We start from the raw sequence: 17,600 nt of genomic DNA, 5'->3' as shown, positions 1-17,600 counted from the left end.
ATGCAAAGCAACAGCTGTGAGCAACCCGGCAGCTGTTCAATCACAAGAATAAAAAAGATCCGAGGTGTTGCATGTCCGAGCTATCCAAAGCGCGCATCCCCGACGCACCCGCCATTCAGCGTTTGCCCCTTTTGCAACTGATCCTGGTCGGTTTGCAACATGTTCTGCTGATGTACGGCGGTGCCATCGCGGTGCCGTTGATCATCGGACAGGCCGCTGGCCTGAGTCGTGAAGAAATCGCCTTCCTGATCAACGCCGACCTGTTGGTTGCCGGCATCGCTACCATCGTGCAGTCGCTTGGCATCGGCCCGATGGGCATTCGCATGCCGGTGATGATGGGGGCCAGTTTCGCTGCGGTCGGCAGTATGGTCGCCATGGCCGGCATGCCTGGCATCGGCCTGCAAGGCATCTTCGGTGCAACGATCGCCGCCGGTTTCTTCGGCATGATCATCGCCCCGTTCATGTCCAAAGTCGTGCGCTTCTTCCCGCCTCTGGTGACCGGTACGGTCATCACCTCGATCGGTTTATCGCTGTTCCCCGTGGCCGTGAACTGGGCCGGCGGCGGTGCCGACGCAGCGCAGTTCGGCTCACCGATTTATCTGGCCATCGCCGCGCTGGTGCTGGCCACCATCTTGCTGGTTCACCGCTTCATGCGCGGTTTCTGGGTGAACATTTCCGTGCTGATCGGCATGTGTCTTGGCTACGTTCTGTGCGGCGTGACCGGCATGGTCGATCTGAGCGGCATGGCCGCCGCGCCCTGGATTCAGTTCGTCACCCCGCTGCATTTCGGCATGCCGAAGTTTGAACTGGCGCCGATTCTGTCGATGTGTCTGGTGGTGGTGATCATCTTCGTCGAGTCCACCGGGATGTTCCTGGCGCTGGGCAAGATCACCGGCCAGGAAGTCTGCCCGCGCATGCTGCGGCGCGGCTTGTTGTGTGATGCGGGCGCATCGTTTTTCGCCGGTTTCTTCAACACCTTCACCCACTCCTCCTTCGCGCAGAACATCGGCCTGGTGCAGATGACCGGCGTGCGCTGCCGCTCGGTGACCATCGTTGCCGGCGGCTTGCTCATCGTCCTGAGCCTGTTGCCGAAAGCTGCCTTTCTGGTGGCATCGATCCCACCGGCCGTGCTCGGTGGCGCGGCGATTGCGATGTTCGGCATGGTCGCCGCCACCGGCATCAAGATTCTGCAAGAGGCCGACATCGGTGACCGCCGCAATCAGTTACTCGTGGCGGTCAGCATCGGCATGGGCTTGATCCCGGTGGTGCGCCCGGAATTCTTCGCGCACTTGCCGATGTGGATGAGCCCGATCACTCACAGCGGCATCGCCATGGCCACGCTCAGCGCGCTGACGCTGAACCTACTGTTCAACATCCTCGGCGGCAAGGAGCGTGCGGCGATCAACGATTGCCATGCTCATTGATTAAAAACCCCTGAGAACCTGTGGGAGCGAGCCTGCTCGCGAAAGCGGTGTGTCATTCAACCTGGATGGCAACTGACACACCTTCTTCGCGAGCAGGCTCGCTCCCACAGGGACCACGCAACTGCTTGTGCCTCAAACAATAAAAACAAGAGGGAGCAACAGATGATTCGCACGCAAACCAACGTTCTGTTGGCTGGTGGCCTGCTGGCCGCCAGTCAAGCCATGGCCGGCGACCTGCTGCTCTGGCAGACCAACAGCCTGAGCTACCTGTACGGCAAGAATTTCGCGATCAACCCGTCCTATCAGCAGACGGTCACGTTCGAGCACGCTGACCGGTGGAAGTACGGCGACAACTTCCTGTTCGTCGACAAGATCTTCTACAACGGCAAGGAAGATCAGAACAAAGGCCCGCACACCTTCTACGGCGAATTCACCCCGCGCTTTTCTTTCGGCAATATCTTCGACCGCAAGCTCGAGTTCGGCCCGATCAAGGACGTGCTGCTGGCCATGACCTACGAGTACGGCGAAGGCGAAAGCGAGGCCTACCTGATCGGCCCCGGCTTCGACCTGAAAGTGCCCGGCTTCAACTACGTCACCCTGAACATCTTGCGCCGCCAGACCGAAGGCCCACGCCCCGGCGATGGCGTCTGGCAAATCACCCCCGCCTGGTCCTACAGCTTCCCGCTGGGCAATTCCGACGTGCTCATCGACGGCTACCTCGACTGGGTCGTCGATAACGATGAAAACTCGCGCGGCACGTACCACGCCAACCTGCACATCAACCCGCAGATCAAATACGACCTGGGCAAAGCGCTGGGCTGGAGCCAGAAACAGCTGTACGTCGGCACCGAGTACAGCTACTGGAAAAACAAATACGGTATCGAAAACACCCACTCGTTCGACACCAACCAGAACACCGCCAGCCTGCTGCTGAAGGTGCACTTCTAAGATGGCCCGCAACCGTGCTCCATACCTGTCGTCGGTGCTCTGTTGCGGGGCACTTGAGCGCTGGCCAAGGAGTCAGTATTCTCCGCGGCCTTCCGAATTCGGTCTAAAAAAAAGCCCGGATTCATTTCCTGACCTGAAAGCCAACTTATCCCGGCCCCGGTCAGTACTGAGGCATCCCGAAAACACGCTCGATCGACTGTTTTTCAGCAGCCGAACGGGCGTTTTTGTGCTTTTCGAAAGCCTTGGCGCAGCTTTTGCTACCCGCATTCAAAGCTGACCGATCGGATGAATTTTGCAGCACGAAAAAAGGCGCCACATCAGAGCGCCGATCTTAAAAAAATAATGTGGAACACCTACTTTGGGAGCGACCGAATGAAACGTATGTGCACCAGCCTGATGCTGGCCGGATCGATGTTCGCCGGCAGCCAGGCCATGGCCGAAGGCCTGCTGCAGTGGCAAAACAACAGCCTGACTTACCTCTATGGCAAGGATTTCCAGGTCAACCCGCGCATTCAGCAGACCGTGACCTTCGAGCATGCCGATGCCTGGAAGTATGGGGATAACTTCTTCTTCCTCGACAAGATCTTCTACAACGGCAACAAGGACTTCAACAACGGCCCGAATACTTATTACGGCGAGTTCCAGCCACGCATTTCACTGGGCAAGGTGCTCGACCAGAAGATCGAGTTCGGCCCGATCAAAGACGTCCTGCTGGCGATGACCTACGAGTTCGGCGAAGGTGACACCGAGTCCTACCTGATCGGTCCGGGTTTCGACCTCGCCATCCCGGGTTTCGATTACTTCCAGTTGAACTTCTATCAGCGCCACACCGAAGGCTCGCGCGCCGGTGACAACGTCTGGCAGATCACCCCGGTCTGGTCCTACACCATCCCGGTCGGCGACTCGGACATCCTGATCGACGGCTACATGGACTGGGTCACCGACAACGACTCCAACGCCAAGGGCGATTATCACGCCAACCTGCACTTCAACCCGCAGGTCAAATACGACCTGGGCAAGGCGCTGCATTTCGGCGACAAGCAGTTGTATGTCGGTGTGGAATACGATTACTGGAAAGACAAATACGGCATCGACGACACTGGTGCGTTCAAGACCAATCAGAGCGTGACCAACTTCCTGGTGAAGTACCACTTCTGACCCTAAAGCTTCGCGAGCAGGCTCGCTCCCACATTTAGACCGGGTTCCAATGTGGGAGCGAGCCTGCTCGCGAAGGCCTCAGCGCAGATTTCAGGCGGGAGCTACTGCTTCGGATATCCGCAAAAACCGGCACAACTCCTCGCGCTTCGCCAGCGCATCACGCCGCCCAAGATCGATCAGTTCGCTGCAATACCCCGCCTCGAACAGCAGATAACTCAGCACCCCCGCCCCGCTCGTCTTCGTCGCTCCCGGCCCGCGCAAAAACAAGCGCAACGCCGCCGGCAGTTCCTGACGATGCCGCGCCGCGATTTCATCGATCGGCTGACTCGGTGCAATCACCAGCACCTCCACCGGGGCTACGCCCAGCGCTCGCGTCGGCGTACCGGCGGGCAGTAAATGGCTGAACTGATTCAGACGCTGCAACAACTCGATGTCGCTCTCGAGGCTGTCGATGAACGTGCTGTTGAGCATGTGCCCGCCAATTTGCGCCAGCGTCGGTTGTTGGCCACTGTAGGCGCGCTCCAGCGGCTGCTGCGGATCGAGTCCGCGCGGATTACCGCTGACGCCCACCACCAGCACGCGGCTGGCGCCCAAATGCAGCGCCGGACTGATCGGCGCTGATTGCCGCACCGCACCATCGCCGAAATATTCCTCGCCGATTTTCACGGGTTCGAACAACAGCGGAATCGCTGAACTGGCCAACAGGTGATCAACCGAGAGTTGCGTCGGCACGCCGATGCGTCGATGCCGCAGCCAGGCGTCGATGGTTCCGCCACCCTGATAGAACGTCACCGCCTGCCCCGACTCGTAGCCGAACGCGGTCACCGCCACCGCGTGCAATTGCTTGCGCGCGATGGATTCGGCAATGCCGGGCAGGTGCAGTTTTTCATTGAGCAGCTCGCGCAGCGGCGAACTGTTGAGCAGCGCTACCGGCATTTGCCGGCCGATGCCGAGCAGGCTGTGGCTGACAAAACGGCTGGCCTGATGAATCACACCGGGCCAGTCGCTGCGCAAAACGCGAGGGCTGCGAAGGCCCTGCCAGAACAGCGTCAGCCGTTCGATGGCGGCGCGAAAGTCCGTGGCGCCGCTGGCGAGGCTGACCGCATTGATCGCCCCGGCCGAGGTGCCAACAATCACTGGAAAAGGATTGTCGGCACCCGGCGGCAGCAATTCGGCAATCGCCGCCAGCACCCCGACCTGATACGCCGCCCTAGCCCCGCCGCCGGAAAGAATCAAACCTGTGACCGGTTCAGCAGGGCTCATCGCAACACTCCAGAGTGCTTATCAGGACGGGGTGAATCAGCGGCGCTTGGGGTAAAGCTTCGGCTCGCCCGGCGGGCGGCTCTTGAAGCGGCGATGTGCCCAAAGGTACTGCTCGGGGCAAGCGCGCAAGGCGCTCTCGACCCACTGGTTGATGCGGATGCAATCGGCCTCTTCGCTCTCGCCCGGGAAATCCTCCAGCGGCGGATGAATCATCAGGCGATACCCGCTGCCGTCGGCAAGGCGCTCCTGAGTGAACGGCACCACGAGCGCTTTGCCCAAGCGGGCAAACTTGGTGGTCGCCGTCACTGTCGCGGCCTGAATACCGAACAGCGGGACGAAGATGCTTTGCTTGGCGCCATAGTCCTGATCCGGCGCGTACCAGATCGCCCGACCCGAGCGCAGCAGCTTGAGCATCCCGCGCACGTCGTCACGTTCCACTGCCAGCGAATCGAGGTTGTGACGCTCGCGGCCACGGCGCTGCACAAAATCGAACAACGGATTTTTGTGCTCGCGGTACATGCCGTCGATGGTGTGCTGCTGGCCGAGCAAGGCCGCGCCGATTTCCAGCGTGGTGAAATGCACCGCCATCAGGATCACGCCTTTGCCTTCTCGCTGAGCGTTCTGCAGATGCTCGAGGCCTTCGACATGGGCCAGCTTCGCCAGACGTTCGCGCGACCACCACCAACTCATCGCCATCTCGAAAAAGGCGATGCCGGTGGACGCAAAGTTTTCCTTGAGCAAGCGTTTGCGCTCGGCGGCGGTTTTTTCCGGGAAGCACAATTCCAGATTGCGCCGGGCGATGGCCCGCCGGTCGCCGGCCACGCGATACATCAACGCGCCTAAAACTCGACCGATGGTCAACAGCGCCGGATACGGCAACTGCACGATCAGCCACAAAAGCCCCAGACCGCACCAGAGCGGCCAGAAGCGCGGAGCAAGATATGCTTTTCGAAAACGCGGGCGATCCATTAAAGCTTCCGTAAATACAGTGGCCGCGCATTCTACATCGTTCGACCCGGCTTGCGGCTCGCGGGCGTTCTCGTTATAAGTCTCGGCACTTTTAGTGACAAGCCGTTGTATGCCGACATGAGCCAAACCGACCCGTTAGACCAAGATCCCGTATTCCAGCTCAAGGGCAGCATGCTGGCCATTACTGTGCTGGAACTGGCCCGTAACGACCTCGAAAGCCTCGATCGGCAGTTGGCCGCCAAAGTCGCCCAGGCGCCGAATTTTTTCAGCAATGCACCGCTGGTTCTGGCGCTCGACAAACTGCCGCCGAGCCAGGGCGCGATCGATTTGCCGGGGCTGATGCGCGTCTGCCGTCAGCACGGCCTGCGCACGCTGGCCATTCGTGCCAGTCGCATCGAAGACATCGCCGCCGCCATCGCCATCGACATCCCCGTGCTACCGCCGTCCGGTGCGCGTGAGCGGCCGCTGGAAACCCCGGAAGCCGAAGTCAAAAAGAAACCGGAAAAACCGCCCGAGCCCACGGTCAAACCGACCCGCGTAATCACCACGCCAGTACGTGGTGGCCAGCAAATTTATGCCCAGGGTGGCGATCTGGTGGTGGTGTCTTCGGTCAGTCCGGGGGCGGAACTTCTTGCCGATGGCAACATCCATGTATACGGCCCGATGCGCGGCCGCGCGCTGGCCGGCGTCAAAGGTGACACCAAGGCACGGATTTTCTGTCAGCAATTGAGCGCTGAACTGATCTCCATCGCCGGTCATTACAAGGTCTCCGAAGACTTGCGCCGCGATCCAATGTGGGGCTCGGGCGTTCAGATCAGCCTATCGGGCGACGTGTTGAACATCATTCGGCTTTAACGGATACTGCCGCATTTTCCAAGCATCTCTAAAACGTAGCGAAAACGGCTCAAACGAAGTAGGAAAAAGGCCAAAAGCCAAATTCCAGCCAAGGCTGTCCGACTGCAGTAGTTTTCAAGAGATGTTTTTCAGGGGCTAGAAAGTCCTTCTTCCTTAGGGGTGAAACACCTTGGCCAAGATTCTCGTGGTTACATCCGGCAAGGGTGGTGTGGGTAAGACCACCACCAGCGCCGCTATCGGTACCGGTCTCGCTCTGCGCGGCCACAAAACAGTAATCGTCGACTTCGACGTGGGCTTGCGTAACCTTGACCTGATCATGGGTTGCGAGCGCCGCGTGGTGTATGACTTCGTCAACGTCGTCAACGGCGAAGCCAACCTGCAACAGGCACTGATCAAAGACAAGCGCCTGGAAAACCTCTACGTACTGGCGGCCAGCCAGACCCGCGACAAAGACGCGCTGACCGTCGAAGGCGTGGAAAAAGTCCTGATGCAACTCAAGGCAGACTTTGACTTCGTGGTATGCGACTCCCCTGCGGGCATCGAGAAAGGTGCGCACCTGGCCATGTATTTCGCCGACGAAGCGATCATCGTGACCAACCCGGAAGTGTCCTCGGTACGAGACTCCGACCGCATGCTCGGCCTCCTGGCCAGCAAGTCGCGTCGTGCCGAACAAGGCGAAGAGCCGATCAAGGAACACCTGCTGCTGACCCGATACAACCCGCAGCGCGTCAGCGATGGCGAAATGCTGGGCGTCGAAGACGTGAAGGAAATTCTGGCAGTGACCCTGCTGGGTGTCATCCCGGAATCCCAGGCTGTCCTGAAGGCTTCCAACTCGGGTGTCCCGGTCATTCTCGACGACCAGAGCGACGCCGGTCAGGCCTACAGCGATGCCGTTGATCGTCTGCTGGGCAAAGAAAAAGAACATCGTTTCCTCGATGTTACGAAGAAGGGATTCTTCGAGCGCCTGTTTGGAGGTAGGTAATGAACCTTTTTGACTTCTTTCGTGCCAACAAAAAGCCAAGTACCGCCTCGGTAGCGAAAGAGCGTCTGCAGATCATCGTGGCGCATGAGCGTGGCCAGCGCAGCACACCGGATTACTTGCCAGCCTTGCAAAAGGAACTGGTCGACGTGATCCGCAAGTACGTCAACATCGGCAACGATGACGTACACGTTGCACTGGAAAGCCAGGGCAGTTGCTCGATTCTGGAACTCAACATCACCCTGCCCGATCGCTGAGTCGATCTGGCAGGAACGGCGGTGGCTCAAGGTCATTCCCCTCGCGGAATGGCCTTGAGCCGCCGTTCGCATTTGTTACGAGGCTGTTTTAATGCCGCTGTCCAACATCCGCATCATTCATCAGGACGCCGCCGTGCTGGTGGTCGACAAACCGACGTTGCTGCTCTCGGTGCCCGGTCGCGCCGATGACAACAAGGATTGCCTGATTACCCGCCTGCAGGAAAACGGCTACCCGGAAGCGCGCATCGTCCATCGGCTGGATTGGGAAACCTCCGGCATCATCCTGCTGGCCCGTGATGCTGACACTCACCGCGAACTGTCGCGCCAGTTTCATGACCGCGAAACCGAAAAAGCCTACACCGCGCTGGCCTGGGGTCAGCCGGAGCTGGACAGCGGCAGCATCGATCTGCCCCTGCGATACGATCCGCCGACCAAGCCACGCCACGTCGTCGATCACGAATTCGGCAAGCATGCGCTGACCTTCTGGCGTGTGCTGGAGCGCTGCGGCGATTGGTGCCGCGTCGAGCTGACGCCGATCACCGGCCGCTCGCACCAACTGCGCGTGCACATGTTGTCCATCGGTCATCCGTTGCTCGGCGACGGGCTCTACGCCCACGAGCAGGCGCTGGCCGCCTGGCCGCGTTTGTGCCTGCACGCGAGCATGCTCAGCTTCACTCATCCGCAGACCGGCGAACGCCTGCGCTTCGAGTGCCCGGCACCGTTTTGACAGGCATCACCAAGCCCATGTGGGAGCGAGCCTGCTCGCGAAAGCGGTATTACATTCAACATTGATGCTGACTGATCAATCGCTTTCGCGAGCAGGCTCGCTCCCACAGGGGATCCAGCGCAGATTCAATTGTCCGGCCAATACGTTAAACTCCCGCCCATTGCTGTCTGGAGTTTCTTATGCGCGCAGAGTTGAACCAGGGCCTGATCGACTTTCTCAAGGCCTCCCCTACCCCGTTTCATGCCACCGCCAGTCTCGTTCAACGCCTGGAGGCCGCCGGTTACGTGCGCCTCGACGAGCGCGAGCCATGGGCCACCGAGGCCAACGGCCGCTACTACGTCACCCGTAACGACTCTTCCATCGTCGCAATCAAAATGGGCCGCAACTCACCGCTGCACGGCGGTATCCGTCTGGTTGGCGCCCACACCGACAGCCCCTGCCTGCGGGTCAAGCCGCAGCCGGAACTGCAGCGCCAGGGCTTCTGGCAACTGGGCGTGGAAGTGTACGGCGGCGCATTGCTGGCGCCGTGGTTCGACCGCGATCTGTCGCTGGCCGGCCGCGTGACCTTCCGCCGTGACGGCAAGGTCGAGAGCCAGTTGATCGACTTCAAGGCACCGATCGCGATCATTCCCAACCTGGCCATTCACCTCAATCGCGAGGCCAATCAAGGCTGGGCGATCAATGCACAGACGGAGCTGCCGCCGATCCTCGCGCAGTTTGCCGGCGATGAGCGGGTCGATTTTCGCGCCGTGCTCACCGATCAACTCGCCCGCGAACACGGTTTGAATGCCGATGTGGTGCTGGATTACGAACTGAGTTTCTACGACACCCAAAGCGCTGCGGTCATCGGGTTGAACGGTGATTTCATTGCCGGGGCGCGCCTCGACAACCTGCTGTCCTGCTACGCCGGCCTGCAAGCCTTGCTCACCGCCGAAACCGACGAAACCTGCGTGCTGGTGTGCAACGACCACGAAGAAGTCGGTTCCTGCTCGGCCTGCGGTGCCGACGGCCCGATGCTCGAACAGACCTTGCGCCGTCTGCTGCCGGAAGGTGACGAATTCGTCCGCACCATCCAGAAATCCCTGCTGGTATCGGCCGACAACGCACACGGCGTGCATCCCAACTACGCAGACAAGCACGACGCCAACCACGGCCCGAAACTCAATGCGGGCCCGGTGATCAAGGTCAACAGCAACCAGCGCTACGCCACCAACAGCGAAACTGCAGGCTTTTTCCGCCATCTGTGCATGGCCGAAGAAGTGCCGGTGCAAAGCTTCGTGGTGCGCAGCGACATGGGCTGCGGCTCGACCATCGGCCCGATCACCGCCAGCCATCTGGGTGTGCGCACGGTGGACATCGGCCTGCCGACGTTCGCCATGCACTCGATCCGCGAACTGTGCGGCAGTCATGACCTGGCGCATCTGGTCAAAGTGCTCAGCGCGTTCTATGCCAGTCGCGAACTGCCTTAAAAGCTGAAAAGCTTCGCGAGCAGGCTCGCTCCCACCGTTGAGATGAGTTGCAGGGGAGGCTTTGCTCCCACATTTGAAATGCAATTCAAACTGTGGGAGCGAGCCTGCTCGCGAAAAGCGCCAGTTCAGACAGCAAAGTTGCCACTGGCTTGATCGGGTCCCGGAGCCACCTCACGCCCCGGATTCCAAAAGCCGCCTAGACTCAGACCATATCTCTCGACAAGGCAGTCACCATGATCTCGATGTCTTCCTTCCACGCCATGCTTGTCCCGATCCTGACCGGGATGATCCTGCTGGCCGTCGGTTTCAACTTCCGCGACAAGAACGTCGGTGTGTTCGCCATGTGGGTCGGCATGCTGACGATCCTCGCCACCGTGATCTACAAGATCCTCGCCAAACTGAACGAATAACCGGGCCCGGCTCGCATTGAGCCATTGGGCCTCGTACACTCCAGCGCATCCGCCCCTCGCGAGGTTGTCCTCTGGTGTTCGCTCGTCTTTCTGCTTTGCCCGGTCTGTTCCTTGTCTGCCTGATGACGCTGCTGCCGCTGGCGCCCGCACAAGCGGTCGGCTTGCCCGGCATGCTCAATACCTCCAAGCCGCAACCTGAAGCCCAGGAACCGCTCGGCCAGTCACTGGATGAAGTCATCAAGTCGCTGGAGAACGACAAGCAACGCGCGCAATTGCTGACCGATTTAAAGAAGCTGCGCGACGCCACAAAGCAAGCCCAAGCCACACCGGAAGAAGGCGTGCTGGGCCTGATCGGCGGCACCCTCGCCAACTTCGAAAAACAGTTTTCCGGCGCCGATAGCCCGATCAGACGCTGGTCCAACGAGTTCGATCTGGCCAAGGACGAACTCACCAGCATGCTGTTGCCAGCCAACGAATGGCTGCCGATCATTTTCGGTTTCGCCGTCATCCTGATGGTCTGGAGCCTGCTTGCCGCCGCGCTGATCTGGCTTGGCCACCGCGTGCGCTTGCGTTTCGGCCTCACCGAAGAATTGCCGCAGCACCCCAAGGCCCTTGACATGCTCCGTTTCGCGTTGCGCAAGCTCGGGCCATGGCTGATCGCGCTGGTGATGACCGTTTACATGAGCTACGTGCTGCCGTCTTCGCTGGGCAAAAGCCTGGCGATGGTGCTGGCCTATGCCTTGGTGGTGGGCACCTGCTTCTCGGCCATCTGCGTGATTGCCTTCTCCCTGCTTGATGGCCCGCACCGCCATCGCGCGTTGTACATCCTGCGCCATCAGGCATTTCGGCCGCTGTGGCTGATCGGCAGCTTCGCCGCGTTCGGTGAAGCGCTGAGCGATCCGCGTCTGGTAGAAAGCCTGGGCGTGCATCTGGCGCACACCGCCGCAACCACCGCCAATGTGCTCGCCGCGCTGTCGACCGGCCTGTTCATTCTGCGATTCCGTCGGCCGATCGCGCACTTGATCCGCAATCAGCCGCTGTCGCGACGCCTGACCCGCCGCGCACTCAGTGACACGATCGAAATCCTCGGCACGTTCTGGTACGTGCCGGCACTGGTGCTGGTCGGCATCTCGCTGTTCGCCACGTTCGTCTCCGCCGGCGACACCAGCACCGCACTGCGCCAGTCATTGATCTGCACCGTACTGCTCGTGCTGTGCATGGTCATCAATGGCCTCGTGCGCCGTCATTCGCTCAGACCGCAACGCGGCGCCAAGCGCCACGCACTCTACTCCGAGCGCCTGAAAAGCTTCTTCTATACCCTCGCGCATTTGCTGGTGTGGCTGATCTTCATCGAGCTCGGGCTGCGCGTCTGGGGCCAGTCGCTGATTGCCTTTGCCGATGGCGAAGGCCACGACGTCAGCGTCAAACTGTTCAGCCTGATCGGCACGCTGATATTTTCCTGGCTGGTGTGGATCCTCGCCGACACCGCCGTGCACCACGCCCTCACCCGCTCGCGCAAAGGCCTGGCCAACGCGCGCGCGCAAACGATGATGCCGCTGATCCGCAACGTGCTGTTCGTGACAATCTTCATCATCGCCCTGATCGTTGCCCTGGCGAATATGGGCATGAACGTCACGCCATTGCTGGCAGGTGCCGGTGTGATCGGGCTGGCCATCGGTTTCGGTGCTCAGTCACTGGTCGCCGACTTGATCACCGGTCTGTTCATCATCATCGAAGACTCGCTGGCCATCGACGACTACGTCGATGTCGGCGGTCACCTCGGCACCGTCGAAGGCCTGACTATCCGCACCGTGCGCCTGCGCGACATCGACGGCATCGTCCACACCATTCCGTTCAGCGAAATCAAAAGCATCAAGAACTACTCGCGTGAATTCGGCTACGCGATCTTCCGCGTCGCGGTGCCGTACAACATGGAAATCGACGACGCCATCAAACTGATGCGCGACGTCGGCCAGAAGATGCGCACCGATCCGCTGCAACGCCGCAACATCTGGTCGCCGCTGGAAATTCAGGGTGTCGAGAGTTTCGAGTCCGGCAGCGCCATTCTGCGCGCAAGGTTCAAGACCGCGCCGATCAAACAGTGGGAAGTTTCCCGGGCGTTCAACCTGTCGCTGAAGCGACATCTGGACGAAGCCGGGCTGGACCTGGCGACGCCGCGCATGAGTGTGCAGGTGATCACAGCCGGTGGCGGTCAGCCGAAGGAATAGCACTCGAGCGCGCAGTTGCAGTCACAGGCAAGGAAGCCGACAACAATAATCAAGGACAAGCCCATGCGACTGACACGTATCGCCCAGACTGTTTTACTCACCCTGGCCGCCAGCCATGCCGGCGCCGCAACCCTGGACAGCGCCCGCACACAGATCGCCGAGCAGGCGCAAAAGCTTGAGCCCGAACTGCTGGAAACCCGCCGCGACCTCCACGCCCACCCGGAACTGGGCAACACGGAAAAACGCACCGCCGATCTGGTTGCCAAGCAGCTGAACGCCATGGGCCTTGAGGTGAAAACCGGTGTCGCCCGCACCGGCGTGGTCGCGATTCTCAAAGGCGCCCTGCCCGGCCCGACCGTGGCCCTGCGCGCCGACATGGATGCGCTGCCGGTCAAGGAAGTCTCCGACCTGCCGTTCGCTTCGAAAGCCAAAGGCACCTACCTCAATAAAGAAGTCGACGTCATGCACGCCTGCGGCCACGACGCACACACGGCGATCCTGCTCAGCGCCGCGAAAATTCTGAGCGGCATGCGCGACACCCTTCCCGGCACCGTGGTGTTCTACTTCCAGCCCGCCGAAGAAGGCCCGAGCGACTTCATCCCCGATGGCAAAAACACCTGGGGCGCGAAGATGATGGTCGAAGAAGGCGTGATGAAATCGCCGAAACCCGACGCAGTCTTCGGCCTGCACGTCTGGGCGGGCGTTCCCGCCGGCCAGATCGCCTACCGCCCCGGCCCGACACTTGCCAGCTCCGACGACCTGCGCATCAAAATCCACGGCAAACAAACCCACGCCGGCCGCCCCTGGGACGGCATCGACCCGATCACCGTCGGCGCCCAAACCATCGTCGGCCTGCAAACCGTGGTCAGCCGCCGCACCGATATCTCCTCATACCCGTCGGTGGTCAGCATCGGCACCATCAACGGCGGCACCCGCTACAACATCATTCCCGAGTCAGTCGACATGACCGGCACCATCCGCTCCTACGACTACGGCATCCGCCAGAAACTGCACACCGACGTCCGCCAGACCATCGAGAAAATCGCCGAAAGCGGCGGCGCGAAAGCCGACGTCACCATCATCGAAAAATACGACCCGACCATCAACAACCCGACGCTGACGGAGAAAATGCTGCCGACGCTGAAATGGGCCGCCAAGGACGATGTGGTGCAAGGGCCACTGGTGGGGGGTGCAGAAGATTTTTCCTTCTTTGCCAAAGAAGCGCCGGGACTGTTTGTATTCCTGGGCGTGACGCCGAGGGATCAGGACATGAGCAAGGCCGCGCCGAATCACAATCCGGGATTCTTCGTGGATGAGTCGGCGCTGGTGGTTGGGGTGAGGACACTGGCGTCGTTGGCGACCGACTACCTCTATACCAATACCAAATAACCTGTAGGAGCTGTCGAGTGCAACGAGGCTGCTCCAGGGAAACTGCGTCGCCATGCATCGCGAGCAAGCTCGCTCCCACAGAAAAGCAAAGCACCCCAGCGGCAAAGCCGCCCCACTCAACACAATGAGCGCAAGCTCGAGTACCGCTCTTGATCTTAAAGCCCGTCGGCAGGCTGAGTGGAGGGATTGATCCGGGCGTGGGAGCGAAGCGACCGTACGACGCAGTCGTACACAGCGAGTGTAGGTGCAGCGAAGCAAACCGGAGCCGCTGCGCCAGGATCGATCCCGCAGCGAAGGAACCCCGAGCCCCAGCGAGCGGGCCGAACGTCAGGGCACAGCCTTTTGGTTACTTTTTGCTGGGCCGGCATTCCGGCGTTTGAAAAAGTGACCCGCTGTAAGAGCGGAACCGCCAGCCGCAACACCCGCAGAAACGGATATTCACCCAAAACCCAAAGAACCTGGTCGGCCCATAGGCCGCCAAGGTCAAACAAGCTCAAACCACATCAACGCCTACGTGAATCGCATCATGCCGCCAAAACTCCAGATCACAATCAATCAACCGCTCATGCTGATCATAATTGACCCGAGCAATCCGCAACCCCGGACTCCCCACTGACACCCTCAAGGCGGCCGCCGCATCCACCGACAACGCCGTCGGCACAATCTCGAAACGCACCCGCCCATAGTGCAAATCGTAATGCCGCGCATACAGCTCGGTAATCGACTGATTCAAATCAAACTCCAGAATCCCGGGAAAAAATTGCGGATTCAAATAGTGCTCCACATACAGCACCAGGCGCCCGTCAATGCGCCGCGACCGGCAAATCTGAATCACGCTCGACAACGCCGGCAACTGCAACCACGCACACACGGCCGCCGAAGCCGGCTGCAACCGCGCCGAAATCACCTCGGTCGAAGGTTCGCGCCCTTGTGCACTGACCATCGCGTGAAAGTGACTGCGCTGCATCAGGTTATAAGCCAGACGCGGCGGCGACACGAACCAGCCGCGCCGCTCCTCGCGATAAATCTGCCCCTGCGCCTCCAACTGCAACAATGCCTCACGCACCGTGATCCGCGTTGTTCCAAACAACTCACTAAGCTTGCGTTCAGCCGGCAATTTGCTGCCCGCCGCCAGCAACCCGTGATCGAGCTGCTCCTGCAGTACCTGGCCAATCGCTGTCACCGCTTTGGTTGCCTCATCACGCATCAACGTTACCTATCTGGACTAGACCAGCACTGTTTCGGGGCAAAACCGACCGAGATATCTACCGACGCCTTGTGTTGCAAGCCTAGGCAGTGCAGATGACCGACAGATGACAAAACTACCGAACGGTCGCTCTCACGGCTTGCAATACATCGGCCAAGTCCCCTGCCTGCCGGGGCTCCGCCATGGTCTACGCTTAGCTGGCAATCGCCGATCCCGGGCATGGAGAAGACCCAAGACGAGGCCATCGACATCAAAGTGTCATCCAACCCGCCTAAATTGGCTCAGGTATTGCTGACCTAGACCAACACAATCCGCAATCGCAGCGTTGAACACGACCAAGGAGCTTAAGAATGAAACAGCTTTTCCTGGCAACACTGTTAGGCTCGACCATTGCCATGTGCACCACCGCCATGGCGGCAGACACCGATCTGAAAACCCTCGAAGCCGCTGCGAAGGCGGAAGGCGCTGTGAACAGCGTCGGCATGCCCGATGACTGGGCCAACTGGAAAGGCACCTGGGAAGACCTGGCCAAAAAATACGGCCTGAAGCACATCGACACCGACATGAGTTCGGCCCAGGAAATCGCCAAGTTTGCCGCCGAAAAAGACAACGCCACGGCCGACATCGGCGATGTCGGTGCCGCCTTCGGCCCGATCGCGGTCAAGCAAGGCGTGGTGCAACCCTACAAGCCAAGCACCTGGGACCAGGTCCCGGACTGGGCCAAGGACAAGGACGGCAACTGGGCGCTGGCCTACACCGGCACTATCGCTTTCATCGTCAACAAGAAGCTGCTGCATGGTTCGGAAGTACCGACCAAGTGGGCTGACCTGAAAAGCGGTAAATACAAGGTCTCCATCGGTGACGTGAGCACCGCCGCCCAGGCCGCCAATGGCGTCCTCGCCGCTGCACTGGCCAACGGTGGTGACGAGAAGAACATCAAACCTGCCCTGCTGTTGTTCGCCGACATCGCCAAACAGGGTCGCTTGTCGATGGCCAACCCGACCATCGCCACCATGGAAAAAGGCGAGATCGAAGTCGGTGTGGTCTGGGACTTCAACGGCCTGAGCTACAAGGCGAAGATGGCCAATCCGGATGATTATGTCGTGCTGATCCCGTCCGACGGCTCGGTGATTTCCGGCTACACCACCATCATCAACAAGTATGCAAAAAACCCGAACGCCGCCAAGCTGACCCGCGAATACATCTTCAGCGACGCCGGCCAGACCAACCTCGCCCGTGGCAACGCCCGGCCGATCCGCGCCGAACACCTGCAACTGCCCGAAGACGTGAAAGCCAAGTTGCTGCCAAACGAGCAATACAAGAAGGTCACCCCGATCAAGGATGCTGATGCGTGGGAAAAGACCTCCAAAGCTCTGCCACAGCAGTGGAACGAAGAAGTCATCGTCGAGATGAAGTAATTATTCATCTGTAGGAGCTGCCGAAGGCTCGGGCCGCGGCGGCTCCTACACAGGTTGGTTCCAGATTTGTTTTCGGAGTTCTTGCCCCTATGAAGCACAACGTCATCCTTGTCGTGCTCGACGGCCTCAATTACGAGGTCGCGCGTCACGCCATGGGGCATCTGCAGGCTTACGTCGGCGCGGGACGCGCAGCGCTCTATCAGCTGGAATGCGAACTGCCCGCCCTGTCCCGACCGCTTTACGAATGCATCCTCACCGGCGTGCCGCCCATCGACAGCGGCATTGTCCACAACAGCGTCTCGCGCTTGTCCAGTCAGCGCAGCATCTATCACTACGCCCGCGACGCCGGCCTGACGACTGCCGCCGCGGCCTATCACTGGGTCAGCGAGCTCTACAACCGTTCGCCGTTCGTGGCCGCCCGCGACCGACACACCGACGATCCCTCGCTGCCGATCCAGCACGGCCATTTCTACTGGCACGATCATTACCCCGATTCGCACCTGTTCGCCGACGCAGAAAACCTGCGTCTTCGCCACGCGCCGGATTTTCTACTGATCCATCCGATGAACATCGACGACGCCGGCCACAAACACGGCCTCGACTCGTCGCAATACCGCAACAGCGCGCGCTCGGCAGACATCATCCTCGCCGATTATCTGCATACGTGGCTCGACGCTGGATATCAGGTACTGGTGACCGCCGATCACGGCATGAACAACGACCGCTCACACAACGGCCTGCTGCCGGAAGAACGCCAGGTTCCGCTGTTCGTCCTTGGCGATGCCTTCAGTCTGAACCCTGACGCCACACCGAAGCAGACCGAGCTCTGCGGCACGATTTGCGAATTGCTCGGCGTGCCCCACGACAAACCTGTGTGCCGGGAGCTGCTCAAGTGAATG

At 60.2% G+C, this 17,600-nt stretch carries 16 protein-coding genes; 13 read left to right on the top strand and 3 right to left on the bottom strand.

The features are described 5' to 3' along the window. Positions 1-71: 71 nt before the first annotated feature. The 3 genes from HU727_RS02030 (at position 72) to HU727_RS02020 (ending at position 3,530) form a co-directional block, all read left to right on the top strand. Positions 72-1,424, top strand: coding sequence for a nucleobase:cation symporter-2 family protein (locus tag HU727_RS02030; protein WP_186534188.1), 1,353 nt, complete (start codon positions 72-74; stop codon positions 1,422-1,424). Between the two features lie 162 nt (positions 1,425-1,586). Then, complete coding sequence (locus tag HU727_RS02025; protein WP_186534189.1) at positions 1,587-2,372, top strand: outer membrane protein OmpK; 786 nt, start codon at positions 1,587-1,589, stop codon at positions 2,370-2,372. A gap of 372 nt (positions 2,373-2,744) precedes the next feature. After that, a complete protein-coding gene (locus tag HU727_RS02020) occupies positions 2,745-3,530 on the top strand; it encodes an outer membrane protein OmpK (protein WP_186534190.1) in 786 nt (261 codons plus the stop codon). 90 nt (positions 3,531-3,620) lie between these two features. Here HU727_RS02020 and HU727_RS02015 read toward each other — a convergent pair whose 3' ends face one another. Both HU727_RS02015 and HU727_RS02010 read right to left on the bottom strand, forming a co-directional pair. Beyond that, entirely contained in the window at positions 3,621-4,793 is a 1,173-nt protein-coding gene (locus HU727_RS02015) for a patatin-like phospholipase family protein (RefSeq protein WP_186534191.1), read from the bottom strand. 36 nt (positions 4,794-4,829) lie between these two features. After that, positions 4,830-5,762: a lipid A biosynthesis lauroyl acyltransferase gene (locus HU727_RS02010; protein WP_186534192.1), complete on the bottom strand. Its 933-nt coding sequence runs from the start codon at positions 5,760-5,762 to the stop codon at positions 4,830-4,832. Positions 5,763-5,879: 117 nt separating this feature from the next. Here HU727_RS02010 and minC point away from each other — a divergent pair, with 117 nt between their 5' ends. The 8 genes from minC to HU727_RS01970 all read left to right on the top strand — a co-directional run bounded on the left by minC (position 5,880) and on the right by HU727_RS01970 (position 14,076). Further along, the gene (gene minC / locus HU727_RS02005) at positions 5,880-6,617 is read left to right on the top strand and encodes a septum site-determining protein MinC (protein WP_186534193.1); all 738 of its coding nucleotides are present in this window, start codon (positions 5,880-5,882) and stop codon (positions 6,615-6,617) included. Positions 6,618-6,786: 169 nt separating this feature from the next. After that, the gene (gene minD, locus HU727_RS02000; protein WP_042558418.1) at positions 6,787-7,599 is read left to right on the top strand and encodes a septum site-determining protein MinD; all 813 of its coding nucleotides are present in this window, start codon (positions 6,787-6,789) and stop codon (positions 7,597-7,599) included. Next, on the top strand, positions 7,599-7,853 hold the full coding sequence (gene minE / locus HU727_RS01995; RefSeq protein ID WP_003223146.1) for a cell division topological specificity factor MinE: 255 nt from the start codon (positions 7,599-7,601) through the stop codon (positions 7,851-7,853). Before minD ends, minE begins: the two co-directional genes overlap by 1 nt. Before the next feature lie 91 nt (positions 7,854-7,944). Continuing rightward, complete coding sequence (locus HU727_RS01990; RefSeq protein ID WP_007960625.1) at positions 7,945-8,580, top strand: RluA family pseudouridine synthase; 636 nt, start codon at positions 7,945-7,947, stop codon at positions 8,578-8,580. Positions 8,581-8,759: 179 nt separating this feature from the next. Next, positions 8,760-10,049, top strand: coding sequence for a M18 family aminopeptidase (locus tag HU727_RS01985; RefSeq protein WP_186534194.1), 1,290 nt, complete (start codon positions 8,760-8,762; stop codon positions 10,047-10,049). 233 nt (positions 10,050-10,282) lie between these two features. Next, a complete protein-coding gene (locus HU727_RS01980; RefSeq protein ID WP_186534195.1) occupies positions 10,283-10,459 on the top strand; it encodes a hypothetical protein in 177 nt (58 codons plus the stop codon). Positions 10,460-10,533: 74 nt separating this feature from the next. Beyond that, complete coding sequence (locus tag HU727_RS01975) at positions 10,534-12,687, top strand: mechanosensitive ion channel family protein (protein ID WP_186534196.1); 2,154 nt, start codon at positions 10,534-10,536, stop codon at positions 12,685-12,687. Between the two features lie 63 nt (positions 12,688-12,750). Next, positions 12,751-14,076 carry an amidohydrolase gene (locus HU727_RS01970; RefSeq protein WP_186534197.1) on the top strand — a complete coding sequence of 442 codons (1,326 nt, stop codon included), beginning with the start codon at positions 12,751-12,753 and terminating at the stop codon, positions 14,074-14,076. A 493-nt stretch (positions 14,077-14,569) separates the two neighbouring features. On the opposite strand, the gene HU727_RS01965 is transcribed toward HU727_RS01970, so the two are convergent. Next, the gene (locus tag HU727_RS01965; RefSeq protein WP_186534198.1) at positions 14,570-15,283 is read right to left on the bottom strand and encodes a UTRA domain-containing protein; all 714 of its coding nucleotides are present in this window, start codon (positions 15,281-15,283) and stop codon (positions 14,570-14,572) included. Between the two features lie 350 nt (positions 15,284-15,633). Here HU727_RS01965 and HU727_RS01960 point away from each other — a divergent pair, with 350 nt between their 5' ends. Together HU727_RS01960 and HU727_RS01955 are read left to right on the top strand one after the other, a co-directional pair. Next, a complete protein-coding gene (locus HU727_RS01960) occupies positions 15,634-16,701 on the top strand; it encodes an ABC transporter substrate-binding protein (RefSeq protein ID WP_186534199.1) in 1,068 nt (355 codons plus the stop codon). 89 nt (positions 16,702-16,790) lie between these two features. Continuing rightward, entirely contained in the window at positions 16,791-17,597 is an 807-nt protein-coding gene (locus HU727_RS01955) for an alkaline phosphatase family protein (protein ID WP_186534200.1), read from the top strand. Positions 17,598-17,600 lie beyond the last annotated feature (3 nt).

This window comes from Pseudomonas khorasanensis (assembly GCF_014268505.2).
In the GTDB taxonomy this organism is placed as follows: Bacteria; Pseudomonadota; Gammaproteobacteria; order Pseudomonadales; family Pseudomonadaceae; genus Aquipseudomonas; species Aquipseudomonas khorasanensis.
The sequence above is the reverse complement of the archived record's forward strand: the minus strand, read 5'-3'. Positions and strand labels throughout refer to the sequence as shown.